Source organism: Asticcacaulis sp. AC402 (genome assembly GCF_000495835.1).
In the GTDB taxonomy this organism is placed as follows: Bacteria; Pseudomonadota; Alphaproteobacteria; order Caulobacterales; family Caulobacteraceae; genus Asticcacaulis.
In genome coordinates this window covers 1-23,525 of sequence record NZ_AWGC01000047.1, presented here as the reverse complement: position 1 = coordinate 23,525, position 23,525 = coordinate 1, and the positions used below count along the sequence as shown (strand labels likewise).

The window sequence follows — 23,525 nt, the reverse complement described above, 5'->3', positions numbered from 1 at the left end:
AATTAAGACGTTCAGTCTAGAAGCGTAACCATGACGGATCAGGTTACTTCCCCTTTTGGTTTCAAGGATGTCGACGCCCGCGAGAAGGTCTCGATGGTCCATGACGTGTTTAAAAGCGTGGCTTCAAGCTACGACCTGATGAATGATGTCATGTCGTTCGGTGTCCACCACGTTTGGAAAGACGCCGCCTGTGGTCGCCTGAATCCACAACCGGGCGAGATCATCCTGGACGTCGCCGGCGGCACCGGCGATATCGCCCGCCGTCTCGCCAAACTGGCCCGCGCTGCCAAGGCACGGCGTCAGGCACGCGGCTTCACCACCAGCGATGCTGACATCCGCATCATCGACTACAACGAAGCCATGATCCTGGCGGGCCGTGAAAAGTCCGAACGCCTCAAACTTCACGAACCTGAAATCTCCTGGTCCGTCGGCGACGCTATGAACCTGGCGCTCCCCGACGACGCTGCCGACGCCTACATCATCAGCTTTGGTATCCGCAATGTTGCCGACGTACAATCCGCGCTCTTTGAGGCGAAACGTGTGCTGAAACCCGGCGGCCGTTTCTTCTGTCTTGAATTCTCACACCCGAAATCGTCTGTGATCAATAAGGTCTACGAGACCTACAGTTTCAAGGTCATCCCCTTCATGGGCCAACTGATCGCCCACGACCGCGACAGCTACCAGTACCTCATCGAAAGCATCCAGCGCTTCCCAGATCAGGACACTCTGAAACAGATGATGGTCCGCGCTGGCTTCGAGCGTGTCAGTTACAGCAACTTCTCCGGCGGCATATGTGCCCTGCATGAAGGCCGCGCCTGACGTGGCTTCGCTGGACTCCTGGGCACGGCTAATCCGGACCGGCGCGGTGCTGCTGCGCCACGACGCCTTGCTGCCCAAGGAGACCGAGCACCTGCTGCCGCCAATCCCGCGCTTCCTGGCAGCGGTTTTGCGAACGCTTTTCGCCAAGAGAACCAAAGACCGTGCGGGTGAACGCTATGCCAAGGCCCTTCATGACCTGGGACCCGCATTCATCAAGCTGGGCCAGATCCTGTCGACGCGCGGCGATATCTTCGGCGAACGCTTCACCCGCGACCTGGCCCACCTGAAGGACCGCCTGCCGCCCTTCCCTAAGGCCGTCGCTGAAGCCACCATTCTCGAGTCGCTGGGCGCCCCGGCCAACGAAATTTTCGCCGAATTCGGTGACGTCATCGGCTCGGCCTCGATCGCCCAGGCCCACGAAGCCAGGATGAAGGACGGCCGCAAGGTCGCCGTCAAAATCCTGCGCCCGAACATCGAACGCATCATCGCCGCCGATATCGCCATGCTGACCCTGGGCGCCGGCATTATCGCCTTCTTCTTCCCGTCCGCCAAACGCCTGGAGCCCGAAGCCTTCGTCGCCACCGTGGCGACCTCGCTACTGCTTGAACTGGATCTGCGCCTGGAGGCCTCGGCCGCCGACGAACTGGGCCAGATCATCAACAAAGAGCCGTGGATGAAGGCGCCCAAGATCGTGTGGCACCACGTGGCGCGCCGCGTCCTGGTCATCGAATGGGCCGACGGTATCCCCTTAAGCCGTCCCGAAGCCCTGGAACTGCCCGGCCTCGACAAGAAGGAAACCGCCGACAACCTGATCCGCGCTTTCTTAAGCCAGGCCCTGGACCACGGCGTCTTTCACGCCGACCTGCACGAAGGCAACCTCTTCGTCGCCGCGCCCGCAAAGCTAACGGCCATCGATTTCGGCATTATCGGCCGACTGCGCCCCAAGGAGCGCCGCTATCTGGCCGAAATGCTGTGGGGCTTCCTGCGCCGCGACTACAAGCGCGTCGCCGAGGTCCATTTCGAAGCCGGCTACGTGCCGGCGCATCAGAATGTCGACAGCTTCGCCCAAGCCCTGCGCGCCGTCGGCGAACCCGTCCTGGGCCGCCAGGCCACCGAAGTTTCCATGGGCCGTCTGCTGAGCCAGTTGTTCGAAATCACCGCCCAGTTCGAGATGCACCTTCGCCCCGAACTGGTTCTGCTGCAAAAGACCATGGTCAGTGTGGAAGGCGTCGCCCGGCGCATCTACCCCGAACACAATCTGTGGGAAGCCGCCCGCCCGGTCGTCCGCGCCTGGATCTCGCGCGAACTGTCGCCCGTGGTCGAAGCCCGCCGCCTGTTCGAGCGCCTGGTCCATAAGCTGCGCCTGGACGACGACGTTGAGGCGGGGACGCCCCGCCGCGGCTACGTGGAGCTTGAGGCCCTGAAAGTGGGCGCGCAGCAAGGCCGTACCTTCGGACTGATTGCGCTGATCGTGTCGGTGATCTCGTTGGGCGTGATCATCTGGGTCGCGGTGCGTTAAGCCAGCCCCGCCGCGGCTTCGATGTCCGCCTTGACCCGCTCCGCAGTGGTCCTGAGCCGCTTGGCCGGCAGCTTCAACACCTTACCGGACCGTAGCACCAGGTCCAGCCCGTAGCGGTCATCGCCAAAGCCCACAAAGATACGACGCAGCCTGACCTGGGCGACCTCACGAATGGACCATATTTCGCGGCGGCGACCGGTCAGGAACAGAATCTCGCAAGTCACCGAATCCTCGGTAACGGTCCAAGTCTTGTCCTGTTTGAACAGCGAGCGAAACAAAAGAATTACTCCGAAGACCGGTAGGAAAAAGCTAAAAGTTGGAAAAACGCGATTTCGATATTGGCTTGGTTCGTCACTCAAGTTGTTGAACGGTGAAAAGACGGAGAGATCCCCGGCCATAAGATGTTCGTAGAAGTATGCGCTCTGCTCCGGATAAAAAAGCCTGTAGATGAAGGGCAATGCCAAGAACAAACCAGCTCCGATCAATTCTCTGAAGCGGTCTGCTCCCGTATATTTCGTCCGCTCGACAATCGGCAACTCACGCATCATTCCCTCCCCTTGGGTCGCGGCCCAGCTTGCGCTCCGCCTCGATCTGCTTCTGTTTCTGCCAGTAGGCGGCACCATTGTCCGGCCGGAACATGGTCCGCGGCGCGCCCTGTTTGGTCATCACCGCAAAGACATTGCCCTTCGGATCGTAAAACAGGGTATCGCCGTTCCTGCGCCGTAAGGTCTGCGTCCCCTTGGGCGGGCTGTGGATAAAGCCGTGCACCTTGCCGACCCAGTCATCATACGACACCGCACCGAACGCCGCGCCGTGCTTTTCAAAATGATAGGTGGCGTTCTCATAGGCCGAATATTTGCGGTTCTTCGACCACAGCGGCCAGTCGCCATAACGGGTTTCCGTGATGACAACTTTCGAACCCTTCGGCGTTTCCGCTTCGGTCGCCGGCGGATCGATCACCGCCATCGAGGCCTGCTCAAGCCCCTCCGGCTCGGCCCTGGCGTCTTTTTGGCGCTCGGCCCAGACCGGCGCTTTCTTCTCCTCGACGACCACGGTTTCGCCGCCGCCATCGGGCAGCACCGCCGAAGGTCCGGCGTCGCAGCCTGTCACAGCCACAACAACCAACGCCAGTAATGTGCGACCGAACCAGCGCATGCCTTGCCCCCTTGCCTCGTCCTTCAAAGCTATGGCACAAGGCGCGGCGCGAGAAAAGCCGCACAGGAGATACCCCATGAGCGAACCCCGAGTCCTCCTGATCATCGGCGGCGGCATAGCCGCCTACAAATCGCTCGAACTGATCCGCCTGCTGCGCAAGGGCGGGATTGCCGTGCGCGTCGTGTTGACCCGGGCCGCCGAAGAATTCGTCACGCCGCTGACCGCAGGCGCCCTTAGCAATGACAAGGTCCATCAGGACCTGTTCGACCTGACCACCGAGGCCGAGATGGGCCATATCATGCTGTCGCGCCAGGCGGATTTGGTTGTGGTAGCGCCGGCTACGGCCGACCTGATGGCCAGGCTGGCGCACGGCCAGGCGAACGACCTGGCGTCGACGCTCTTGTTAGCCACGGACAAAAAGGTGCTGATGGCACCCGCGATGAATGTCCGGATGTGGCACCACCCGGCGACGCAGCGCAATCTCGAAACCCTGAAGGCCGATGGCGTTCAGTTCATCGGTCCGGACGAAGGCGACATGGCCTGCGGGGAATTTGGTCTGGGCCGGATGAGCGAGCCGGACGCCATCTTTGCCGCCGTCCGGACAGAGCTGGGACCGCGAATGGGGCCGCTCAACGGCCGTGGGATCGTCGTAACCGCCGGGCCAACCTTCGAACCTCTCGATCCCGTGCGTGGACTGACCAACCGCAGTTCCGGCCGCCAGGGTTATGCCATCGCCGAAGCCCTGGCGAGACAAGGGGCTGAGGTGACGTTGATTTCCGGCCCCGTGGCCCTGGCCACGCCCGAAGGCGTCCGTCGCATCAATGTCGAAACGGCGGACCAGATGCTGACAGCATCGCTGAACGCCTTGCCGTGTGACGTGTTTGTAGCCGTCGCCGCCGTCGCCGACTGGCGGCCCAAACTGGCAGCGACGGAAAAACAGAAGAAAAGCCCTGACGCGGAGTTGACCGTCACCTTCGTCAAGACTGCCGACATCCTCGAAACAGTGTCGAAGCACCTTGATCTTCGCCCAAAACTGGTGATCGGTTTTGCGGCTGAGACAAATGACCTCGAAACCTATGCCCGGGCCAAGCTGGCGTCGAAAGGTTGCGATGCCATCCTGGCCAATGACGTTTCGGATGACGTCTTCGGATCTGCGAAGAACCAGGCCAATCTGGTTGATATCAACGGTTTCAATGCCATACCCGGCGTTACCAAGGCTGATATAGCCGCGTTTCTGGCCACATATATCCACAGACGTCTTGGCTGACCGTCTGTAGCCGACCGCGGAATCGTGCGAGTCTGGCGCAGCAGGAGCCGCCGCCATGACCACCCATACGCACGCATACTTATCGTCCGAATCCACCGCCTACGTCCAAAGGCTGGCCCACGCCGCTGATCTTCCATTGCCGGCCTATGAGACCGAAGGCTCGGCAGGGCTGGACCTTCGCGCCGCTATTGCCGCGACAGAGTCGGTGGTCTTGAAACCCTTCGCCCGCGCCCTGATTCCGACAGGACTGAAAATCGCCGTGCCGAGGGGCTATGAAGTCCAGGTCCGCCCGCGGTCGGGTCTGGCGCTTAAGTTTGGCATCACCTGTCTGAACTCGCCCGGCACGATCGACAGCGACTATCGCGGCGAGGTCGGGGTCATCCTGGTTAATCTCGGCTCCGAGGACTTTGTCATCAACCGCGGCGACCGCATCGCCCAGATGGTGGTGGCCCAACATGCCCGCATCGTCTGGGAGGTGCAGGAGTCGCTCGACTCCACAGTCCGCGGCGAAGGCGGTTTCGGCTCGACAGGACGGGGGTAAATCGCCAAAAAGGCGAGCCCAACTCGCGTGATGACACACAAGTGTGATCACATAACCACATTATGTCATTAGGCTGTTGCAACAAAGCAGGACAGCCTAATCTGGCGCGTATAACGTATCGAATCCTGATGCGGCCACGCGCCAGATGCCAGAACGCATGCTGAACCAGCCTCAAGGCATTTCAGACAGGGCGGCCGCCATGGGGGCGGTGAAAGGGTGCGAGTTATGAGCGACAATCTCGGTGGCGATGCGGTGCAGTTCGGATTTGCCCTTTGGGATGCCGCCAAAGCCAGTTTGATCGGCCTTAATCCGGTTCCCGTCCTGATTACCAGCGCGCTTATGGGCGTGATCCAGCCCCAGCGCGGCTGGTACCTCGTTAAGGCTGCCATAGCCCTTGTCCCAGCGGTTCTGATCGCCGCCGCCTGGCCGGTGGCGTCCGGCTATGCCCCGATCTGGCCCGACCTGACCCAGCTGGAGACTCAGATGCAGATAGCAACCATGCTGCTCATCGCCTGGCTGGTCATAAGGTTGCTCCAAGTGGTCAGGTCGACCCTGTCCCTCAGCGAGCGCCAACCCCAGCCGCGCCCCAACGGTCACTGATTCCGCTGGACAATTTATCCAAATTGGCGATCACTGTCGATGGTCACGCTAAAGCGCATCGCTTCTTCACGTCTCAGAGCCGCTTTTTTGCCGAATTCGACCGCAATTATAGCTAACGGCGCGTACCCTCCTGCCATGCGTTTTTTCTGCCAATCCGGCGACCTGACAAGGGACCAGCTAAATGAACGACATCTGGAACTTCCTCCAAGACATCAGCGAAGGCCTTCGCGCCGCTGTAAACGGCGTCAATCCGCTTCCGGTACTGATTATCGGCATGTTGATCGGTTTCCTCCAGCCCAAGCCCGACCGCTTAATGCTCAAGGCAGCCGCTGCCGTGGCGCTGTCCTTCGGCATACAGACTGTCTGGCCGGCGCTATTGGGCCGCCCGATGAGCTTCCCGGATTTCCAGCAACTGGAATCGATTGCCCAACTGTTTATTCTTTTCGTGTTTGCTTTCGGCATCATCGGTGTTTTGGGCACGCTGAAATCCGCCATGAAGTTCGAAAACAAGAAGGCATAGAGCGCAATCCGATAAAGTGGACGCCGTCGCACGGGCGCTGCCGTTTTCGGAAAAATTGCGCGATAAAGCAAAAACTGTCAGCGAATTGCGATCTGATTGGATCAGATCGCAATTCGCTGACATGGCAAGGGCCGAGTTCGACGGGCCTTTTTCTTTACAGCCCCAGCACGTCTTGCATGTCGTAAAAACCGGCCTTCTGTTTGCGGCCCCAAAGCGCTGCCTGAATGGCGCCACGTGCGAACAGGGTGCGGTCGCGGGCTGAGTGCGACAGCGTCAGTATCTCGTCTTCCGAAGCCAGGACGGCGCTGTGTTCGCCGACAATGCCGCCGCCACGGATCACCGAAAACCCTATATCGCCTGCTTTTCGCGCACCCGTAATACCGTCGCGGGCGGCGACCTTGACGTCTTCGAGGCGGACATTGCGGCCATAGGCGGCGGCTTCGCCCAGCATCAGTGCGGTTCCGGAAGGGGCGTCTACCTTGCGCCTATGGTGCGCTTCCACAATCTCGATATCCCAGTCCTCAGCGGCCAGGCGTGCAGCAGCTTGTTTCAGCAGGCCCATCAGCAGGTTGACACCCAGCGAGAAATTGCCTGACTGGATGATGACGACCTCATCGGCAAAACGGAAGAGTTGGTCGCGCTGTTCGGCAGTAAAGCCGGTCGAGCCGATGACGTGCACCAGCGGACGCGGACGCGACAGGCCTTCGCCGGCACAGGCCTCGACAAGGGCAAGCGACGCTTCCGGCGTCGAGAAGTCAATAACAGCATCGGACCGCGTCAGGTCGAACATGTCGTCCTTTTCGAATCTCGCCGCCACGGAGTGCTTGATCTCGTCCAGGACCTTTGCCACAGCCTGACCCATTCGGCCCTTGTAGCCGTTGATGGCGAAGCGGGTGGCGGGTGCGGCCATGTCGGAAACCTCATCGTCATGAATTGGGATTAGAGCGCAATCCGATAAAGTGGAAGCCACTTTTCGGACAAATTGCGCGACAAAACAAAAACTTAGAGCGAGATGGCGATTCTACCTAAAGCCATCCCGCTCTAGAGCGCAACGTCGCAGTCGCTTCGCCTCGGCATCAAATGCCCCCCTGACCGGTCTTTAGGACCAGAAGAGTGTAAGACGCCTATTGCGCGGCCGCGCCCGTGATATCCTCCCAGAAGCGGCGCGCCTTATGCACGAAACCCTGCGTCTGGGAATAGGATTGTGCCTCCGAAACGGCGGCAAACTCCTTCATCAGCTCTTTTTGCCGAGCGTTCAGGTGCCTGGGCGTCTCAACGAAAAGTTCGACGATCAGGTCGCCCTTCTGCTTCGAGTTCAGGCCCGGCATGCCGCGGCCTTTCAGCTTGACCTTATGGCCGGTCTGAGCGCCATCCGGAATCGTCACTTCCAACTTGAATTGGCCATCGCAGTTCTGGCCGCCCATCAGGCAAGGCACGTCCAGCGTCCCACCCAGCACGGCGGTGGTCATCGGCACGGGGATAGAGCAATGCAGATCCAGGCCATCGCGTTCGAAAATATCGTGGTCTGAGACGCTGAGAAAGATGTAGAGGTCGCCCCTGGGTCCACCCTTGGCGCCGGCCTGGCCTTCACCACGCAACAGAATGCGGGCGCCTTCATCCACGCCGGCCGGAATATTGACCTTCAGGGTCTTGTTCTGGCGGACCTGGCCGTGGCCGCGGCAATCGGTGCACGGTTCCTTGATAACGCTTCCCTGGCCGTTACAGGCGGGACAACTGCGTTCGACGGCGAAAAAGCCATTGGAGGTGCGCACACGGCCCTGGCCGCCGCAGGTCATGCAGGTTGACGGCTTGGTCCCCGGCTTGGCGCCGGAACCCTTGCAGGTTTCGCATGTCAGGGTGGTGGGGACCGTGAGCTCGACCTCGGCGCCCTTGTAGGCTTGTTCGAGAGTGATCTCGTAGTCGAAACGAACATCGGAACCGCGTTGCGGACCGGAGGGACGGCGCTGCTGACCGAAGATGTCGCCAAACATCTCTGAGAAGATGTCCTCGACATTGGAAAAGCCCTGCGAATTGCCCTGGAAGCCGCCACCGGCCGACTGACCGTTCATGCCGGCATGGCCATAACGGTCGTAGGCGGCGCGCTTTTGGGCATCCGACAGGACGCCATAGGCCTCGTTGACCTCCTTGAAGCGCGCTTCGGCCGTGTCATCACCGTGGTTGCGGTCAGGATGGTGTTCCATCGCCTTCTTGCGAAAGGCGGCCTTGAGCGTCGCGTCATCAACAGCGCGCTCGACGCCCAAAACTTCGTAATAGTCACGCTTGCTCATGCTTAACGCCCCGATGCCAGCCTGAAGCTACGCGCCAGAAGCTACCCGAAAGAGCTTTCACGTGCGTTACCGGCTTTTCGGCCTGATCCCTAATACTCTGACTAAAGTTGTGATGCCGCGGAGCGAGAGAGTCAAATCTGCTCACCGCGCACGGCGGCGGCGTGGACGCCCCGTTCTCTTCCAGTGAGGAAACCGGGGCTTCCATCCTATGCCTCTCAGGCGCTCTTCTTGGAGTCGTCGACTTCTTCGAAGTCGGCGTCGACCACACCGTCATCTTCGGCCTGGCCACTGGCGCCACCATCCACGTCGTCGCCGTCACCGGCCTGGCCGTACATGGCCTCACCCAGCTTCATCGAAGCCTGGATCAGGGTGTTCGATTTGGCGCGGATGTCGTCGGCATCCTCGCCGTCCCTGGCAACCTTCAGATCAGCCAGGGCGGTTTCAATCGCCGTCTTGTCGGCGGGCGAAACCTTGTCGCCGAACTCCTTCAGAGATTTCTCGCTCGAATGGATCAGGGCGTCGGCCTGGTTGCGGGCTTCGATCAGCGCCTTGCGCTTCTCGTCTTCGCCCTTATTGGCTTCGGCTTGCTTGATCATTTCTTCGATGTCGTTGTCCGACAGACCGCCGTTGGCCTGGATACGGATCGAGTGTTCCTTGTTCGTCGCCTTGTCCTTGGCGTTGACATGGACGATGCCGTTGGCGTCGATATCGAAGGTGACCTCGATCTGCGGCACACCGCGCGGGGCCGGCGGGATGCCGGTCAGGTCGAACTGACCAAGGATCTTGTTGTCTGCGGCCATCGGGCGTTCACCCTGGAAGCAGCGGATCGTCACGGCCGACTGGTTGTCGTCGGCGGTCGAAAAGACCTGCGACTTCTTGGTCGGGATGGTGGTGTTGCGTTCGATCAGCGGGGTGAAGACGCCGCCCAGGGTCTCGATACCAAGCGTCAACGGGGTGACGTCCAACAGCAGGACATCCTTGACGTCGCCCTGGAGGACGCCGGCCTGAATGGCGGCGCCCAACGCCACCACTTCATCCGGGTTGACGCCCTTGTGCGGTTCGCGGCCGAAGAAGGTCTTCACGGCGTCCTGGACCTTGGGCATGCGTGTCATGCCGCCAACCAGGACCACTTCGTCGATGTCGGACGCCTTGAGGCCGGCGTCCTTGAGTGCCTGCTGACAGGGGCCGATCGTCTTGGTGATCAGGTCCTCGACCAGGCTTTCCAGCTTGGCGCGGGTCATCTTCAGGTTCAGGTGCAGCGGGCCCGACGCGTTCATCGAGATGAACGGCAGGTTCAGGTCGTACTGGGCGACCGTCGACAGTTCCTTCTTGGCCTTTTCCGCCTCTTCCTTGAGCCTTTGCAGGGCCAGCTTGTCGGAACGGAGGTCGACGCCATTTTCCTTCTTGAACTCGTCGGCCAGGTAGTCGACGATACGCATGTCGAAGTCTTCGCCGCCCAGGAAGGTGTCGCCATTGGTCGACTTCACCTCAAAGACGCCATCGCCGATCTCGAGGATCGAGACGTCGAAAGTACCACCGCCCAGGTCATAAACCGCGATCTTCTTGTTGGTGTCCTTGTCGAGGCCATAGGCCAGGGCAGCGGCGGTCGGCTCATTGATGATGCGCAGGACTTCGAGGCCGGCGATCTTGCCGGCGTCCTTGGTGGCCTGACGTTGGGCGTCGTTGAAGTAGGCGGGGACCGTGATGACGGCCTGGGTGACGGTTTCGCCGAGATAGGCTTCCGCGTCTTCCTTCATCTTTTGCAGGATAAAGGCCGAAATCTGCTGCGGGCTGTAATCCTTGCCATTGGCACGGACCCAGGCGTCGCCATTGGGACCCTTGGTGATTTCGTAGGGCACCATGCCCTTATCCTTCTGGACCATCGGATCCGTATAGGCGCGGCCAATCAGGCGCTTGATGGCGAAAAAGGTGTTGCCGGGATTTGTGACAGCCTGACGTTTGGCCGGCTGTCCGACCAGCCGTTCGCTGTCGTCGACGATAGCAACCACCGACGGGGTCGTGCGCACGCCTTCGGCGTTTTCGATGACCTTGGGGTTTTTGCCGTCCATGACGGCCACACAGGAATTGGTCGTCCCGAGATCGATACCGATGATTTTTGCCATGGGTGTAAATTCTGCTCCGTTAAGGCGAATGGGCGTTGCGGCCTTTTGAGATCAAGCACCGCGTTTGTCCATCCCCGTTAAGATGAATACAAACGAAATTTCAAGCCCCGTCCACGGTAGGGTATGTGACCGGGTGTTCGAAAGCTGTAGCCGATATGGTGAAGGCTACCGCCCCTTCAAGGGAAAGACGCATTTATTTTGGGGCTATTGACAGCATCCGCCAATGCGCAGTCCTTGCCTTGGCAGCGTTATGGTCTAAAACGGCCGACAGCGCCGTTTCGCGCTCACGCTGTTAAAGGGGACCCTCATGGCCGATACGATCTTGCCGCTGACCCGTCCGGAGGGGTCGTTGGCCACGGATTTCCACCTTAGCCGGCGCGGCATGGCAGGATTGTTTTTCGCCGGGTATGCGCTCAGCACTGGTCCGGTCAATGCGGACGCCATCACGACGCCTGACGACGGTCTGTTCGTCAGGGACGTACTGATCCCGCCGCTGCGCGCGGAAGGCGACTATCGTATTCCGGGCTACATCGCTATGCCCGCTGGTAAAGGCAAGCACAAGGTCATTCTGGTCGTCTCTGAAGTCTTCGGGCTGCACGACTACATCCGCGATGTCTGCCGACGCTGGGCGCGCGCCGGCTATTGTGCCCTGGCCATCGATTTTTTTGCACGCAAGGGAAATGCCGCTGCGGCCGTCGATTTCGATACGGTGAAGGCTCTGGTCGAGGCCGCGTCGTACCAGCAGGTGATGGGTGATTTGAAAGCGGCCAGCATGTGGCTGGACAGCCGGCCCGACATCGGCCAGCAGAAGAAGGTCCTGGGTGATAAGGGCTTTGCCGACATGACGTCGGTCGGTGTGACCGGATTCTGCTGGGGCGGTGCCATTGTGTGGATGGCGGCGGCGACCATGCCGGTCGTCAAGGCCGGGGTGGCGTGGTACGGCCGGCTCGAAAAACCGGCACCGGATCAGTTTATGGGGGGAGAGAACCGTCCCTGGCCGGTGGAGATCGCTGGATCGCTGAACCGTCCGGTCCTGGGTCTGTATGCCGAAAACGACGGCAATATTCCGGCTGCCTCGGTGCAGCGGATGAACGACGCGCTGGCTGCAGCGCGGCTGACGCCATCACATATCGAGGTGCTGCGGGGGACCAGTCATGGTTTCCATGCCGATTACCGTGCCAGCTACAACGCCGAACAGGCAAAACTCGGCTGGGCGAAGGCGACAGCGTGGTTTGGGAAGTATTTGTAAGCGCTGTCGTTTATCCGGGTGAAGGGGCCTGAGGCCCCTTCGTCTTCACTTCGCAATCGTTATTTCGGCTTGCCGCCGTCTTTCCATTTGGGAACATAGTCGCCATTCGCCAGCCACGTCACCGGCTCGACCAGCGACTGGATCGCCTGAGTCATGAAGGGCAGGTTCAGGTTGGCGATCGTGTCGTCCGGCGTGTGATAGGTCGGAGTCACCGCCCAGCCCGACAACGTGTGCGCCACGATTCCCTGCAGCGCCAACTGATAATTATCTGAACGCTCGAAGAAATTCTGCTCCGGGTAGAGGTCCGGCGCAATCAGGGCGCCCTTGGCCTTGAGGGATTCACCAAAGTCCGACCGGTCGAAGCCGGTCATCATCATCACCCCGGCCGGCATTTTCGGATCTTGCTGGCCGATCATCTCGATCTCCAGGTTGGCGACGATGCTCTCCAGCGGCACCGGCGGCTTCATGGCGAAATACTGCGAGCCCAGAAGCCCGATTTCTTCCGCGCCATAGGCCACGAACATCACGCTGCGCCTGGGCTGACCAGCGGCCGACAGGGCCCGCGCCAGCTCCAGCACTGCCGCCACGCCCGAAGCATCGTCGTTGGCGCCCAGCACCACCTTGCCGTCATGGGCGCCGACCGCGTCCAGGTGGGCCGAAATCAGGATCACGCCGGCGTTCGGGTCTAACCCTTGTAGCCAGCCGATGGCGTTGCTGGTGATCTGTTGCGGCTTTTTCACCTGGCCGACCGTGAAGGTGATGTCCTGGCCATCGCCTTTCGCCAGCGTGTCGAAGGCATCGACCGCAACGAAAGCGACGTCGGCGCGGGGCTTTTCCACCGGCCGTTCGACCAGACGCGCCGGCACAATGGTCTCACCGCCAATGCCCTCCATGCGCTTTTTGGTGTCGTCGCTTTCACGCACGATCAAGAGCTTGACGCCTTTTTGCATCGCCGCTCGCCACCATGCTCCCAGGGTGAACTTGGCGTCGGGCGTGATGACCAGGATATCGCCATCCGGCATCACGGCCGGGTCGCTGCTCCTGGCGACGGCGATCTTGCCGGTGATGGTCTGGCCGTGGGAATAGTAGAGGGTCAGACCCTGCCCTTCGGCGACATCGACGCCACCGGCGGTCAGCCGGGCCTTTCCGTCCAACTCCGGGTGATCGATCGCCGCCGTCTGGATATAGGACGTCATGCCCGGCGCCGGCTTCAGACCGAACGCCTCGAACTGCGCGGCGATATAGGCCGCAGCAATGGCTTCATCGCGGGTGGCGCTGGTGCGCCCCTGCAGGGCTTCGGACGCCAGGAAGCTGGCATGACTGCTGACCCATTCCTGTTTGACTTTCCACGGTTCGGCCAGGGCCGGGGTGGAAATGATCGCCAAAGCGGCGGATACGAACAGGAAGGTACGGAACAACATTAGGGCGCCTCAACAGCTATTGAAGCGCCCAGTGTTAGAAATCCTGAGGTTGGGCGTCAACCCGTCTTATTCCGCCTGGGTATTCACAGCTTCGCCCGTGGCTTCGCCAGCGCCGGAGTCATAGCCGTTCTTCTGGGCCGGTGCGGCAGCGGTCTTGGCCGCCACAGCCACCATTGCCGGACGAATCACCCGGCCAAACAACTCGTAGCCCGCCTGCATGACGAACAGGACAGAACCGCCTTCGACCTCGGTCGACGGCTGTTCCATCACCGCCTGGTGAAGGTGCGGATCGAACTTGTCGCCTTTTAGCGGGCTGATCTTCTTGACGCCGTTCTTGTCGAAGGCGCCAGCCAACTCGCGCTCAGTCATGGCAATGCCGTCAACAAAGTTCTTGAACGCCGGGTCAGCGATCTCGCCCGGCACCGAACTGAGCGCACGCTGCAGCACATCGGCCACGCCGAGAAGTCCGGTGGCGAAGCGCTGAATGCCGAAGGCGCGGGCGTCATTGGCTTCGCGCTCGGCGCGGCGCTTGGTATTTTCGGCCTCGGCGGCATAACGCAGCGCCTGCTCCTTCAGCGCGACGTTTTCCTCGCTCAACTTGTCAAAGGCCGCCTTCAGTGACGGATTCAAATTCTCTGTAACATCGCTCTCGCCGGCGGCTTCGGAAACTTCGGTCTCTTCAGTCATATGTCTCTCGTCAAAAAACGGGCGCGCTCAATCGAGCATGCGGCCCAGCAGTTTCGCAGTGTAGTCCACAAGTGGGATGATCCGGGCATAATTCAACCTGGCCGGCCCGATCACACCGATCGCGCCCATGACCTTCGGACCGCCCGCCCGGGGCGACACCATGTAAGGCGCTGCAATAACAGCCGAGCCCGACAAAGAAAACAGTTTCGATTCCGATCCGATGAAAATTCTAACCCCCTGAGCCTGACCCACGTCGTCCAGCAGGTCGATCAGCTCTTCCTTCTGCTCCAGATCTTCGAACAATGACCTTATACGCTCCAGGTCTTCCAGCGCAGAAGCCTGCAGCAGATTGGCCTGACCGCGCACGATCAGGGCGCGTTTTTCCGCCTGTCCACCTGACCAGGCGGCCAATCCGGCATCGATAAGCGTCGCAGCGGCTTCGTCCAGGCGCTGGCGCTCCTGGTCAAGCTCGGTTTTAAGATGCAGACGGGCTTCGCTAAGGGAACGGCCCTTCAGCCGGGTATTGAGGTAGTTTGAAGCCTCCGCCAGCACCGACGGCGTCATGCCAACCTGCGCCGGCATCAAGCGGTTTTCGACCCGGCCGTCGTCGAAAACCAGGACAGCCAGAGTCTGTTCATTGCTGAGCGCGACGAATTCGACATGTTTGACCCCGGCTTCGGACGACGGTGTCGTCACCAGTCCCGCTCCGCCGGCCAGGCCGGACAGCAGGTTACCCGCTTCGCGCAGGGCGCTATCGAAGCTGCGCCCCTGAGAGGTCAGGCGCCCTTCAATCTCGCGCTTGTCATCGTCGCTGATGTCGCCGATTTCGAGCAGACCATCGACGAACAGGCGCAGACCCTGGTGCGTCGGCAGCCGGCCGCTGCTGGTATGGGGAGCCGACAGAAGTCCCAAAGCGCTCAAGTCCTGCATGGTGTTGCGGATGGAGGCCGGTGACAGGTGGACCCCGCCTTTGGACAGGGTGCGCGACCCGACGGGTTCACCGGTCTCGAGATAGGCTTCGACGACATGCCGGAAGACGTCGCGGGCGCGCGAATCAAGTTCGCTCAACGAGGCGCCGGAACTCATCAAGGCTGACAGGGTGGGTGGCGGATAGGTTTTCATTCGACGACAAGTCTACACAAGGTCCGTGCTTCGCGCCAAGAGTCTTTAATTCGCCATAAAGTTGGATCGAGCTACCGCAATCCTCGGAGGAAGGTTCATGTTGGAAGCCGCCTTGCTCGCCGTCGCGCTGAACCGTGATGCACCCGAACAACCCTATGGCCCGCAGCCGTCGCAAGCCGCGGCCTATGCCCCTTTGCAAACCTCGGGCGGGAAGGCCGTCTATGACACCCGGCCGGGATTGATTCGTCCCGCTGCGCGCAGCGCCGATACCCGTCAGCACGATGACGAACACCGCGGCTTTGCCTGTGTCGACAGCACGTGCAAGACGACGACGCCGGTCTATACCTCGCGCACGCCTCTGGAACAGGAACAGGGCCGACTGGGAACGAATTGAGGCAAGTTCCGGCAAACGCGGCAACGAAACCTCGATATGCACCAATTCGGAAGGCAAGGTGGCGCACCGCGAACACGGTCCGCCCGCGCCTGGCGCAAATGCCAAGCCGCATCAGTTCTAAACACTGAGAAAGCATTTCCCTCAAAGCGCACGACCTGTTAGTTCAGGCGCGCTTTCACGAGGTTTTTTTATGTCACACTTCGATGCCCTGGCCGCGCTCAAGACCATACGTCCGTCCAACCGCAAGCCTGACCAGATGCGCAACGTTACTCTGGAAACAGGTGTCACGCGTTATGCCGAGGGATCGTGCCTGGTCACCTTTGGCCACACCCGCGTCCTGGTGACGGCTTCGGTCGAACCCGGCGTCCCGTCTTTCCTGAAAGGCAAGGGCCAGGGCTGGGTGACGGCGGAATACGGCATGCTGCCGCGTTCGACCCATACCCGGTCGCGCCGTGAAGCCGCTGCCGGCAAACAGTCGGGGCGCACGCAGGAAATTCAACGCCTGATCGGTCGCTCGATGCGCGCGATCATCGACTTGAAGGCCCTGGGCGAACGTCAGATCACGCTCGACTGCGACGTGCTGCAGGCCGACGGCGGCACACGCACCGCCTCGATCACCGGCGCCTGGGTAGCGCTGGCCGCCGCCTGTGACAAGCTGGTCGCGGACAAGATCATCGAGAAGTCGCCGCTCATGGACCAGATCGCGGCCATTTCATGCGGCATCTTCGAAGCGACGCCGGTGCTGGACCTCGACTATGATGAGGACTCCAATGCTGAGACGGATGCAAACTTCGTGATCACCGGTTCCGGTCTGGCGGTCGAAATCCAGGCGACCGGCGAAAAGCGCGGTTTCAGCCGCCCGGAATTTGACACCCTGTACGATTTGGCGCTGAAGGGCACCACCGAACTGTTCGCCCTGCAGAACCAGGTGCTGGGGCGTTAAAATACGACGAGCCGGGTGAACTCTTGCTTTCTTCTCCTCCCCATTTCTTCAATGGGGAGGTGGCGAGCAAGTGAGCCCACCTATGGGGCGAAACGCGTCGAGACGGAGGGGTCCGCCGTCGCTGCGCAAAGCTTTCAAACAGCATCCTGGAGGACCGCTTCCGTCACTCCAACGCGTTCTCGCCATATTCAAGCAGATCGCCGGGCGTGCAGTTCAGCGCCCGGCACAAGGCGTCCAGCGTCTTCAGGCGCAGGGCCATGGCCTTCTGGTCACGCAGGACCTCCAGGTCGCGCACCGATATCCCCGTCCGGTCAGACAGTTCGACGATCGACAGCCGCCGCCGCGCCAGGGCTTCTACCAGTTTCAATCGAATGGCCATGTCAAATCGTCAGGTCCGCTTCCTGGCGCAGTCGCGCGCCCTCCTTGAACACCTCGGCCAGGACGAACACCACCAGAACCGAGAACCAGGTCGTCACGGCACGCAGGCCGTAGACCGGCTCGAACTGGAGATGGAACATGCCCTCGGCAAACAGGTGCAAGAGATAACCGAAGATTTCGAGTCCACCCAGACCAAAACCGATCCAGCGCAGACGGCGGGTATTGTCGGGATGGAAGACGTCGCCTTCGGCCAGGGTTTTGAACACCTGGCGCGTCCAGTGCATGATCATCAAATAGCCGACCAGGTACAAGGCATAGACCAGGAACATGGCCGCCTGGGAGCCTGAGCTCAGACTGGTGCCAAGGTTCAGCTTTTGCAGCGTGATCTCGACCACATTTGGTACGACCAGAACGCTGACCGCGGCCAGCAGGACAAGGAAGATGACGGCGTACAGGCCGTAATAGACGACGTCCAGCGCCGTCTTCAGAAGGCTGGAAATCGAACGCGGTCCCAGAAAGCGCATGTGCAGACCCTTATGACGAGCTTCTCTTTTCCCAAGTTCGCGGTGAAAAAACAACCTTTTCATTTGGCCTTGATCGGGTACAAGGCACGACCATGAGCCTGTCCCTGATCCGCGGTCAGAAACTGATCGCCGCCACCCATAATCCCGGCAAGGCCAGGGAAATCTCCGCCCTGCTCGAGGGCCGGTTCGAGATCGTCACTGCCGCGGCGCTGAACCTGCCCGAGCCTGACGAAACCGAGGTCAGTTTTGTCGGGAACGCCATCCTTAAGGCGCGTCATGCCGCGAGAACCGCAGGAATAACCGCCCTGGCAGATGATTCGGGTCTTAGTATCGCCGCGCTGAACGGCGATCCCGGCGTTTACAGTGCCCGCTGGGCCGGGCCGGATAAGGACTTCACCCGCGCCGGCGAGATCATCGGCCACAAGCTGCGCAAGGCCCAAGAAGATCTGGGCAACGCCTTTTCATTGAAAGCTTGGTTCACCTGCGCCCTGGCCGTCGCCTGGCCGGAGGGGCCGGCCGCCGTTTTCGAAGGCGTGATTCATGGCGAGATTACCCTGCCCGGCCGCGGCGACAAGGGTTTTGGCTACGATCCGCTCTTTCAGCCAGACGGTTATGACGTTACCTTTGCCGAGATGGACCCTGACGCTAAGGACGCCATCAGCCATCGCCATCTGGCCTTCGAACAGTTGCGGGCGGCATTGTTTTGACCTTGCCGGTCGCCCTTTATGTCCATTGGCCCTACTGTTCGCGCATCTGTCCCTATTGCGATTTTAATGTCACCCGTGACCGCGGCCAGGCGTCTCAACGGAGCCTGTTCGACGCCATTCTAAGCGATCTCGAAAACCAGGCAGCCAGGATCGGGCCAAGGCGTCTGGTCAGCCTGTTCTTCGGTGGGGGCACGCCGTCCCTGCTACCGCCGGACTGGGCCGCAGAGCTGATTACCCGAGCAAAACAGCTATTTCCGTCTACGGACGATATTGAAATCACCCTGGAAGCCAACCCGACCGACGCAGAAATAGCCCGCTATCGCGGCTTTCGCGACGCCGGCATCAATCGTCTGTCACTGGGCGTGCAATCGCTTGATAACACCGCGCTGAAATTCCTCGGCCGTAACCATTCCGTCCGCGAAGCCATAGCTGGCATCGAAACCGCCCAGGCCGTATTCGGGCGGGTCTCGCTCGACCTGATCTACGCCCGCCCGGACCAGACACTTGTCAACTGGCGCGACGAACTGACCCAGGCGGCGGCCCTGGGCATCGAGCATATTTCGCCCTATCAGTTGACCATAGAAGCTACCACCGCGTTCGGACGAGCGGTACGCCGCGGCCAGTGGTCGTCCCCCGATCAGGATCTGGGTGAGGCCCTTTACTTCGAAACCCAGGCCACGCTCGAAGCGCTGGGGTTTGAAGCCTATGAGATCTCCAACCATGCACGCGGGCCACAAGCGCCATCAATGCACAATATCAGCGTCTGGCGCGGGATCGACTATATCGGTATCGGCCCCGGGGCCCATGGCCGGCTGACCATCGACGGGCAACGACAGGCCACCATAGCTGTGTCCGACCTCAAGGCCTACACCGCACGCGTCCGTGAAATCGGCACCGGCCACGGTGCCGAGATCCTGACGCTTGAGGACGCCGAGGAAGAGGCCGCCATGCTGGGTCTTCGCATGGCTGAAGGCGTGGCTCTGGAACGGTTCCGGCTGCTCGATCTGCCCACCCGTGCATCGCCCCTGATCGACGATGGCTTCATGGAATTGACCACGACCCACCTACGCGCTACCCTCAAGGGGCGCGTCGTGCTGGACAGACTGCTCCTTGAGCTTCTATCCTAGCTCATGGAATCCCTGTTCGCCCCGCCACCCCGACCCGTCAGCCCTGGCCTCTATATCGTGGCCACGCCGATCGGCAATCTTCGCGATATCACCTTGCGTGCACTGGACGTGCTGCGCGCCGCCGATGTCGTCCTGGCCGAGGACACCCGCATTGCCGGCAAACTTTTGTCTGCCTATGACATCAAGAAAAAGCTGATCCGCTACGACGACCATGCCGGGCCGCAGGTCCTGCCGGAAATCCTTGACCGCCTGAGCCAGGGCCAGATCATCGCCCAGATTTCCGATGCCGGCACACCGTTGATTTCCGACCCCGGTTTTCGCCTGGTGGAAGCCGCCCGGGACGCCGGCGCTTACATTCATCCGATTCCGGGCGCCAGCAGTGTCCTGGCGGCCCTGTGCCTGGCCGGATTGCCCACGGACCGCTTCATGTTCGCCGGCTTCCTGCCCGCCAAATCGGCCGCCCGCCAGACCTTCCTGGGTGAATTCGTCAGTCTGAGAACAACCTTAGTGGTTTTCGAAACCGGGCCGCGTTTGCACGACGCTCTCAGTGATATGTTGAGCGTCCTGGGCAATCGCCATGCCTGTGTCTGCCGCGAACTGACCAAGCTGTACGAGACCGGCCATCGCGGAACCCTCGCCACCCTCACCACCGACCCGGCCCTGGCCGAGCCCCGGGGTGAAATCGTTATCGTGGTCGCCCCGCCAGCCGAAGACAAGCCTTCTGAAGAGTCCCTCGATGAGGCGTTGAAACTGGCCCTGGAGCATTATTCGCCGTCGGATGCCGCCAAACAACTGGCCGATGTCTTCGGAGTACCGCGTAAGCTTGTTTATCAAAAAGCCCTGGAGCTGAAAGGGCGATGAACCGCGTCGTCCGGGGCACAAGGGCACGTCAAACCGGCCGGATGGCCGAATATCTTGCCCTGATCCACCTGATGCTGAAGGGCTATCGCATCCTGGGGTTTCGGTTGAAAACACCGCAGGGCGAGATCGACATCCTGGCGCGCAAGGGCAAACGGCTGGCGGTGATCGAGGTTAAGCAGCGCCAAAGGCATGAAGACGCTGCCATCGCCGTAACATCAATGCAGCAGGATCGGTTGTGGCAGGCCGGGCTGGCTTTGCAGGAAAACCGGCCGTCGCTTCGCAAGCTGGATCTCAGCATCGACCTCTATACCGTCGCGCCCGGACAATGGCCGGTCCACATCATAAGCGCTTTCGAGAAAATAGAACGCTTCTAGCCTTGTCAGGCGGCACGCAGCGGCACATATCTCTGCCGAATGTCACAGGAAGCCGCCATGACCTTACGCGTCGCCGTCCAGATGGATCCGATCGAGAAGATCAACATCGCCTCGGACACCACCTTCCTGCTGATGATGGCGGCGCAGGAGCGCGGTCACGAACTGTGGGTGTATGAACCCCAAAGCTTAAGCCTGGAAGACGGCCGCGTGTCGGCGCGCGGACGCAAGGTCACCCTGCGCCCCGTCACGGGCGACCATGTCACCGCCGGCAACTATCAAAAGCTCGATCTGGCCGATGACATCGACGTGATCCTGATGCGCCAGGACCCGCCCTTCGACATCGCCTACATCACCGCGACCTATTTCCTGGAAACTGTCCACCCGAAGACCTTTGTGGTCAACAATCCGACTTCGGTGCGCGACGCGCCGGAAAAGCTGCTGGCGACGCGATTCGAAGGCCTGCAACCGCCAACCCTCATCTCATCCGACTTCGACGCGCTGAACGACTTCTTCGAGCGCCACGGCGACTGCATCCTGAAACCGCTGCACGGCGCAGCCGGCAACGGCATCATCAAGCTGAAGGCCGGCGATCGCAATCTGGATTCCCTCGTCGAGCTGTTTGGTAACATCAGCCGCGAACCGGTGATCCTGCAAAAATTTCTCCCGGCGGTCAGCGCCGGCGACAAGCGCATCATCCTGATCGACGGAGAAATCGCCGGGGGCATCAACCGCGTGCCGGCTGAGGGTGGCATCCGCTCCAACCTGCGCGTCGGCGGCCGCGCTGAGCCTCTGATCCTGACCGCACGCGACCGCGAGATCTGCGAACGGCTGAAACCGGTGCTGAAGGAAAAGGAACTGATGTTTGTCGGCATCGACGTCATCGGCGACTACCTGACCGAAATCAACGTCACCTCGCCCACCGGTGCCGTCCAATTGAAAGCCTTTGAAGGGATCGATGTCGGAGAGATCCTGTGGGACAGGATCGACGCACGGTTAGGCGCCAAATAGACCGTTTGGAACATGCGTTACCGTCGCAAAAGTGTTAATATTCCGTATCTTGCGGAAATTTGACGAAGCTTCCGAACGTTGTTTTCTATTTTGTTCGTATTTTGTTCTTGCTTTGTATCAGACTCTGCCATAGCTTGTGGATAATTCTGCCTATGTACCCCAAGGTCTAGAGTTCCAGCGCTCAGGAGCAACAAGATATGCCCGCCAGGATCACCACGGTCGCATTCGAGGGCGCCGAAGCGCGCCGTGTCGAAGCCGAGGTGGTACTTACCAAAGGACACGTCGCCTTCTCGGTTGTGGGCCTCGGTGACAAGGCGGTGGCCGAAAGCCGCGAGCGTGTACGCGGTGCCTTTGCCGGCATGGGCCTGTCTCTACCCAACAAGCGAATTGTCGCCAATCTGTCGCCCGCCGACCTTCCCAAGGAGGGCACCCATTTCGACCTGCCGATCGCTCTGGCCTTGATGGTGCTCATGGGCATCATCCCGGAAGATGCGCTCAATGACTATGTTTGTATCGGCGAACTGAAGTTGGACGGCAGTATCGTCCCCGTTGCCGGTGCCCTGCCAGCAGCCATTGCCGCCTCCAGCTTTGGAATGGGGCTTATCTGCCCGCACGATAACGGTCCCGAAGCCGCCTGGGCCGGCGATGTCAAGATCCTGGCGCCGCGCTCCATCATTGCCCTGATCAACCACTTCAAGGGTCATTTTGTGCTTGAGCCGCCTGTCCGCGGCGAAAGGGCCCTGCCCGGCAAGGTGATGGACCTGAACGAAGTCAAGGGCCAGGAGGTACCGAAGCGGGCTTTGGAAATCGCCGCCGCGGGAGGACACAACCTGTTGTTCGTCGGACCGCCCGGTTCCGGAAAATCGATGCTGGCTCAGCGTTTGCCGGGCATATTGCCGTCGATGTCGAATATGGAACTCCTTGAAACCTCGCAGGTCTGGTCGATGGCCGGACTGATCGCCAAGGGTGAGCTGACCAACGAGCGGCCGTTTCGTGCTCCGCACCACTCAGCCTCGATGGCAGCCCTGACCGGGGGCGGCACGCGGGCAAAACCCGGTGAAATGTCCCTGGCACATAACGGGGTGCTGTTTTTGGACGAACTGCCGGAGTTTTCGCCGCAGGCTCTGGATTCGTTGCGGCAGCCGCTGGAAACCAATGAAATCATCGTCGCCCGCGCCAACCACCATGTAAAGTATCCTGCCCGAGTCCAGCTGGTTGCAGCTATGAATCCCTGCAAATGTGGGCATGGCGGTGTTGGCCGAGGTTCGTGCGGCAAGGCGCCACGCTGCCTTAAGGATTATCAGAGCCGGGTGTCGGGCCCGCTCATGGACCGGATTGATCTGCAGATCGATGTCCCTGCCGTGACGGCCATAGACATGGCACTGCCCGCTCCGGCGGAAGGCACCAACGAGGTCCGCCTTCGCGTCGAGGCTGCACGCCAGCTCCAGGCCGAGCGCGCACACCGCCTCGACCTGGCGCCAGGCAATGCCTTGAACGCCACCGCCCATGGTGGAGGGCTCGAGGAAATCTGCGCGTTGGACCCTTCGGCCAAGACCCTGCTGACCCAGGCGGCGCAGCAAACCGGCCTTTCGGCGCGGGGCTGGACACGAACCCTGCGCCTGGCACGGACTATTGCCGACCTGGAACAATCGGGCGCTGTCTTGCGCCGTCACGTCGCAGAGGCGCTGATCTATCGCCGTAGTGGTCCCATGAATGAGGACACACCCGCGAGTTTTGCACGGGCATCAACCTGCGCATAGCGCGGGATGTGTTTTGATGACATCAAACCCCGCTCTAAATTTTTGTGTTAACGCCCACTTTATCCGAAATCGGGGACGCCCGCGCGGTGCGTCGCACTTTTAGAGCGGGATGGCTTTAGGTAGAATCGCCATCTCGCT

Annotated in this window: 25 protein-coding genes; 15 read left to right on the top strand and 10 right to left on the bottom strand. The window is 60.8% G+C overall.

Annotation, left to right across the window (positions count from 1 at the left end; translation table 11 throughout):
• Nucleotides 1–30 precede the first annotated feature (30 nt).
• Nucleotides 31–819 carry a class I SAM-dependent methyltransferase gene (locus ABAC402_RS38285; RefSeq protein ID WP_023451237.1) on the top strand — a complete coding sequence of 263 codons (789 nt, stop codon included), beginning with the start codon at nucleotides 31–33 and terminating at the stop codon, nucleotides 817–819.
• Entirely contained in the window at nucleotides 803–2,338 is a 1,536-nt protein-coding gene (gene ubiB, locus ABAC402_RS38280; RefSeq protein WP_023451236.1) for a 2-polyprenylphenol 6-hydroxylase, read from the top strand. The genes ABAC402_RS38285 and ubiB overlap by 17 nt, the downstream gene beginning before the upstream one ends.
• Here ubiB and ABAC402_RS38275 read toward each other — a convergent pair.
• The gene (locus ABAC402_RS38275; RefSeq protein WP_023451235.1) at nucleotides 2,335–2,886 is read right to left on the bottom strand and encodes a hypothetical protein; all 552 of its coding nucleotides are present in this window, start codon (nucleotides 2,884–2,886) and stop codon (nucleotides 2,335–2,337) included. The genes ubiB and ABAC402_RS38275 overlap by 4 nt on opposite strands.
• Nucleotides 2,876–3,493, bottom strand: coding sequence for a hypothetical protein (locus ABAC402_RS38270; protein WP_023451234.1), 618 nt, complete (start codon nucleotides 3,491–3,493; stop codon nucleotides 2,876–2,878). Before ABAC402_RS38270 ends, ABAC402_RS38275 begins: the two co-directional genes overlap by 11 nt.
• Nucleotides 3,494–3,569: 76 nt before the next feature.
• Here ABAC402_RS38270 and coaBC point away from each other — a divergent pair, with 76 nt between their 5' ends.
• The 4 genes from coaBC (at nucleotide 3,570) to ABAC402_RS38250 (ending at nucleotide 6,421) form a co-directional block, all read left to right on the top strand.
• On the top strand, nucleotides 3,570–4,760 hold the full coding sequence (gene coaBC, locus ABAC402_RS38265; protein ID WP_023451233.1) for a bifunctional phosphopantothenoylcysteine decarboxylase/phosphopantothenate--cysteine ligase CoaBC: 1,191 nt from the start codon (nucleotides 3,570–3,572) through the stop codon (nucleotides 4,758–4,760).
• A gap of 55 nt (nucleotides 4,761–4,815) precedes the next feature.
• Complete coding sequence (dut, locus tag ABAC402_RS38260) at nucleotides 4,816–5,301, top strand: dUTP diphosphatase (RefSeq protein ID WP_023451232.1); 486 nt, start codon at nucleotides 4,816–4,818, stop codon at nucleotides 5,299–5,301.
• Between the two features lie 225 nt (nucleotides 5,302–5,526).
• Complete coding sequence (locus ABAC402_RS38255; RefSeq protein WP_023451231.1) at nucleotides 5,527–5,901, top strand: hypothetical protein; 375 nt, start codon at nucleotides 5,527–5,529, stop codon at nucleotides 5,899–5,901.
• A 181-nt stretch (nucleotides 5,902–6,082) separates the two neighbouring features.
• Nucleotides 6,083–6,421, top strand: coding sequence for a hypothetical protein (locus ABAC402_RS38250; protein ID WP_023451230.1), 339 nt, complete (start codon nucleotides 6,083–6,085; stop codon nucleotides 6,419–6,421).
• Nucleotides 6,422–6,575: 154 nt separating this feature from the next.
• On the opposite strand, the gene dapB is transcribed toward ABAC402_RS38250, so the two are convergent.
• From dapB to dnaK, 3 genes are all read right to left on the bottom strand, one after another.
• A complete protein-coding gene (gene dapB / locus ABAC402_RS38245; RefSeq protein WP_023451229.1) occupies nucleotides 6,576–7,331 on the bottom strand; it encodes a 4-hydroxy-tetrahydrodipicolinate reductase in 756 nt (251 codons plus the stop codon).
• 214 nt (nucleotides 7,332–7,545) lie between these two features.
• A complete protein-coding gene (gene dnaJ / locus ABAC402_RS38240; RefSeq protein WP_023451228.1) occupies nucleotides 7,546–8,709 on the bottom strand; it encodes a molecular chaperone DnaJ in 1,164 nt (387 codons plus the stop codon).
• Between the two features lie 215 nt (nucleotides 8,710–8,924).
• Nucleotides 8,925–10,832, bottom strand: a complete 1,908-nt coding sequence (gene dnaK / locus ABAC402_RS38235) for a molecular chaperone DnaK (protein WP_023451227.1) — start codon at nucleotides 10,830–10,832, stop codon at nucleotides 8,925–8,927.
• A gap of 307 nt (nucleotides 10,833–11,139) precedes the next feature.
• On the opposite strand from dnaK, the gene ABAC402_RS38230 reads away from it, so the two are divergent.
• Nucleotides 11,140–12,081: a dienelactone hydrolase family protein gene (locus ABAC402_RS38230; RefSeq protein WP_023451226.1), complete on the top strand. Its 942-nt coding sequence runs from the start codon at nucleotides 11,140–11,142 to the stop codon at nucleotides 12,079–12,081.
• Nucleotides 12,082–12,140: 59 nt separating this feature from the next.
• Here the strand turns inward: ABAC402_RS38230 and ABAC402_RS38225 are convergent, their stop codons facing one another.
• From ABAC402_RS38225 to hrcA, 3 genes are all read right to left on the bottom strand, one after another.
• The gene (locus tag ABAC402_RS38225; protein ID WP_023451225.1) at nucleotides 12,141–13,502 is read right to left on the bottom strand and encodes a M28 family metallopeptidase; all 1,362 of its coding nucleotides are present in this window, start codon (nucleotides 13,500–13,502) and stop codon (nucleotides 12,141–12,143) included.
• 66 nt (nucleotides 13,503–13,568) lie between these two features.
• Entirely contained in the window at nucleotides 13,569–14,189 is a 621-nt protein-coding gene (gene grpE / locus ABAC402_RS38220; protein WP_023451224.1) for a nucleotide exchange factor GrpE, read from the bottom strand.
• Between the two features lie 27 nt (nucleotides 14,190–14,216).
• On the bottom strand, nucleotides 14,217–15,311 hold the full coding sequence (hrcA, locus tag ABAC402_RS38215; RefSeq protein ID WP_023451223.1) for a heat-inducible transcriptional repressor HrcA: 1,095 nt from the start codon (nucleotides 15,309–15,311) through the stop codon (nucleotides 14,217–14,219).
• 97 nt (nucleotides 15,312–15,408) lie between these two features.
• On the opposite strand from hrcA, the gene ABAC402_RS38210 reads away from it, so the two are divergent.
• Entirely contained in the window at nucleotides 15,409–15,705 is a 297-nt protein-coding gene (locus ABAC402_RS38210) for a hypothetical protein (RefSeq protein WP_023451222.1), read from the top strand.
• 190 nt (nucleotides 15,706–15,895) lie between these two features.
• Complete coding sequence (gene rph, locus ABAC402_RS38205) at nucleotides 15,896–16,648, top strand: ribonuclease PH (RefSeq protein WP_023451221.1); 753 nt, start codon at nucleotides 15,896–15,898, stop codon at nucleotides 16,646–16,648.
• A 163-nt stretch (nucleotides 16,649–16,811) separates the two neighbouring features.
• Here the strand turns inward: rph and ABAC402_RS38200 are convergent, their stop codons facing one another.
• Nucleotides 16,812–17,027: a helix-turn-helix transcriptional regulator gene (locus ABAC402_RS38200; RefSeq protein ID WP_023451220.1), complete on the bottom strand. Its 216-nt coding sequence runs from the start codon at nucleotides 17,025–17,027 to the stop codon at nucleotides 16,812–16,814.
• A gap of 1 nt (nucleotide 17,028) precedes the next feature.
• Entirely contained in the window at nucleotides 17,029–17,550 is a 522-nt protein-coding gene (locus ABAC402_RS38195) for a DUF2975 domain-containing protein (protein ID WP_023451219.1), read from the bottom strand.
• Between the two features lie 92 nt (nucleotides 17,551–17,642).
• On the opposite strand from ABAC402_RS38195, the gene rdgB reads away from it, so the two are divergent.
• From rdgB to ABAC402_RS38165, 6 genes are all read left to right on the top strand, one after another.
• Nucleotides 17,643–18,257, top strand: coding sequence for an RdgB/HAM1 family non-canonical purine NTP pyrophosphatase (rdgB, locus tag ABAC402_RS38190; RefSeq protein ID WP_023451218.1), 615 nt, complete (start codon nucleotides 17,643–17,645; stop codon nucleotides 18,255–18,257).
• A complete protein-coding gene (gene hemW, locus ABAC402_RS38185; RefSeq protein ID WP_023451217.1) occupies nucleotides 18,254–19,384 on the top strand; it encodes a radical SAM family heme chaperone HemW in 1,131 nt (376 codons plus the stop codon). The genes rdgB and hemW overlap by 4 nt, the downstream gene beginning before the upstream one ends.
• Nucleotides 19,385–19,387: 3 nt before the next feature.
• Nucleotides 19,388–20,245, top strand: coding sequence for a 16S rRNA (cytidine(1402)-2'-O)-methyltransferase (rsmI, locus tag ABAC402_RS38180; RefSeq protein ID WP_023451216.1), 858 nt, complete (start codon nucleotides 19,388–19,390; stop codon nucleotides 20,243–20,245).
• Nucleotides 20,242–20,619 carry a YraN family protein gene (locus tag ABAC402_RS38175; RefSeq protein WP_023451215.1) on the top strand — a complete coding sequence of 126 codons (378 nt, stop codon included), beginning with the start codon at nucleotides 20,242–20,244 and terminating at the stop codon, nucleotides 20,617–20,619. Before rsmI ends, ABAC402_RS38175 begins: the two co-directional genes overlap by 4 nt.
• Before the next feature lie 57 nt (nucleotides 20,620–20,676).
• Nucleotides 20,677–21,627 (top strand): glutathione synthase, encoded by a 951-nt coding sequence (gene gshB, locus ABAC402_RS38170; RefSeq protein ID WP_031236089.1) that lies wholly within the window; start codon nucleotides 20,677–20,679, stop codon nucleotides 21,625–21,627.
• Between the two features lie 197 nt (nucleotides 21,628–21,824).
• Nucleotides 21,825–23,387 (top strand): YifB family Mg chelatase-like AAA ATPase, encoded by a 1,563-nt coding sequence (locus ABAC402_RS38165; protein WP_023451213.1) that lies wholly within the window; start codon nucleotides 21,825–21,827, stop codon nucleotides 23,385–23,387.
• Nucleotides 23,388–23,525: the final 138 nt, after the last annotated feature.

Coding starts and splice junctions, on each gene's coding strand:
- ABAC402_RS38285 (WP_023451237.1), top strand. CDS start 31: ATGACGGATCAGGTTACTTCCCCTTTTGGTTTCAAGGATGTCGACGCC.
- ubiB (WP_023451236.1), top strand. CDS start 803: ATGAAGGCCGCGCCTGACGTGGCTTCGCTGGACTCCTGGGCACGGCTA.
- ABAC402_RS38275 (WP_023451235.1), bottom strand. CDS start 2,886: ATGATGCGTGAGTTGCCGATTGTCGAGCGGACGAAATATACGGGAGCA.
- ABAC402_RS38270 (WP_023451234.1), bottom strand. CDS start 3,493: ATGCGCTGGTTCGGTCGCACATTACTGGCGTTGGTTGTTGTGGCTGTG.
- coaBC (WP_023451233.1), top strand. CDS start 3,570: ATGAGCGAACCCCGAGTCCTCCTGATCATCGGCGGCGGCATAGCCGCC.
- dut (WP_023451232.1), top strand. CDS start 4,816: ATGACCACCCATACGCACGCATACTTATCGTCCGAATCCACCGCCTAC.
- ABAC402_RS38255 (WP_023451231.1), top strand. CDS start 5,527: ATGAGCGACAATCTCGGTGGCGATGCGGTGCAGTTCGGATTTGCCCTT.
- ABAC402_RS38250 (WP_023451230.1), top strand. CDS start 6,083: ATGAACGACATCTGGAACTTCCTCCAAGACATCAGCGAAGGCCTTCGC.
- dapB (WP_023451229.1), bottom strand. CDS start 7,331: ATGGCCGCACCCGCCACCCGCTTCGCCATCAACGGCTACAAGGGCCGA.
- dnaJ (WP_023451228.1), bottom strand. CDS start 8,709: ATGAGCAAGCGTGACTATTACGAAGTTTTGGGCGTCGAGCGCGCTGTT.
- dnaK (WP_023451227.1), bottom strand. CDS start 10,832: ATGGCAAAAATCATCGGTATCGATCTCGGGACGACCAATTCCTGTGTG.
- ABAC402_RS38230 (WP_023451226.1), top strand. CDS start 11,140: ATGGCCGATACGATCTTGCCGCTGACCCGTCCGGAGGGGTCGTTGGCC.
- ABAC402_RS38225 (WP_023451225.1), bottom strand. CDS start 13,502: ATGTTGTTCCGTACCTTCCTGTTCGTATCCGCCGCTTTGGCGATCATT.
- grpE (WP_023451224.1), bottom strand. CDS start 14,189: ATGACTGAAGAGACCGAAGTTTCCGAAGCCGCCGGCGAGAGCGATGTT.
- hrcA (WP_023451223.1), bottom strand. CDS start 15,311: ATGAAAACCTATCCGCCACCCACCCTGTCAGCCTTGATGAGTTCCGGC.
- ABAC402_RS38210 (WP_023451222.1), top strand. CDS start 15,409: ATGTTGGAAGCCGCCTTGCTCGCCGTCGCGCTGAACCGTGATGCACCC.
- rph (WP_023451221.1), top strand. CDS start 15,896: ATGTCACACTTCGATGCCCTGGCCGCGCTCAAGACCATACGTCCGTCC.
- ABAC402_RS38200 (WP_023451220.1), bottom strand. CDS start 17,027: ATGGCCATTCGATTGAAACTGGTAGAAGCCCTGGCGCGGCGGCGGCTG.
- ABAC402_RS38195 (WP_023451219.1), bottom strand. CDS start 17,550: ATGCGCTTTCTGGGACCGCGTTCGATTTCCAGCCTTCTGAAGACGGCG.
- rdgB (WP_023451218.1), top strand. CDS start 17,643: ATGAGCCTGTCCCTGATCCGCGGTCAGAAACTGATCGCCGCCACCCAT.
- rsmI (WP_023451216.1), top strand. CDS start 19,388: ATGGAATCCCTGTTCGCCCCGCCACCCCGACCCGTCAGCCCTGGCCTC.
- ABAC402_RS38175 (WP_023451215.1), top strand. CDS start 20,242: ATGAACCGCGTCGTCCGGGGCACAAGGGCACGTCAAACCGGCCGGATG.
- gshB (WP_031236089.1), top strand. CDS start 20,677: ATGACCTTACGCGTCGCCGTCCAGATGGATCCGATCGAGAAGATCAAC.
- ABAC402_RS38165 (WP_023451213.1), top strand. CDS start 21,825: ATGCCCGCCAGGATCACCACGGTCGCATTCGAGGGCGCCGAAGCGCGC.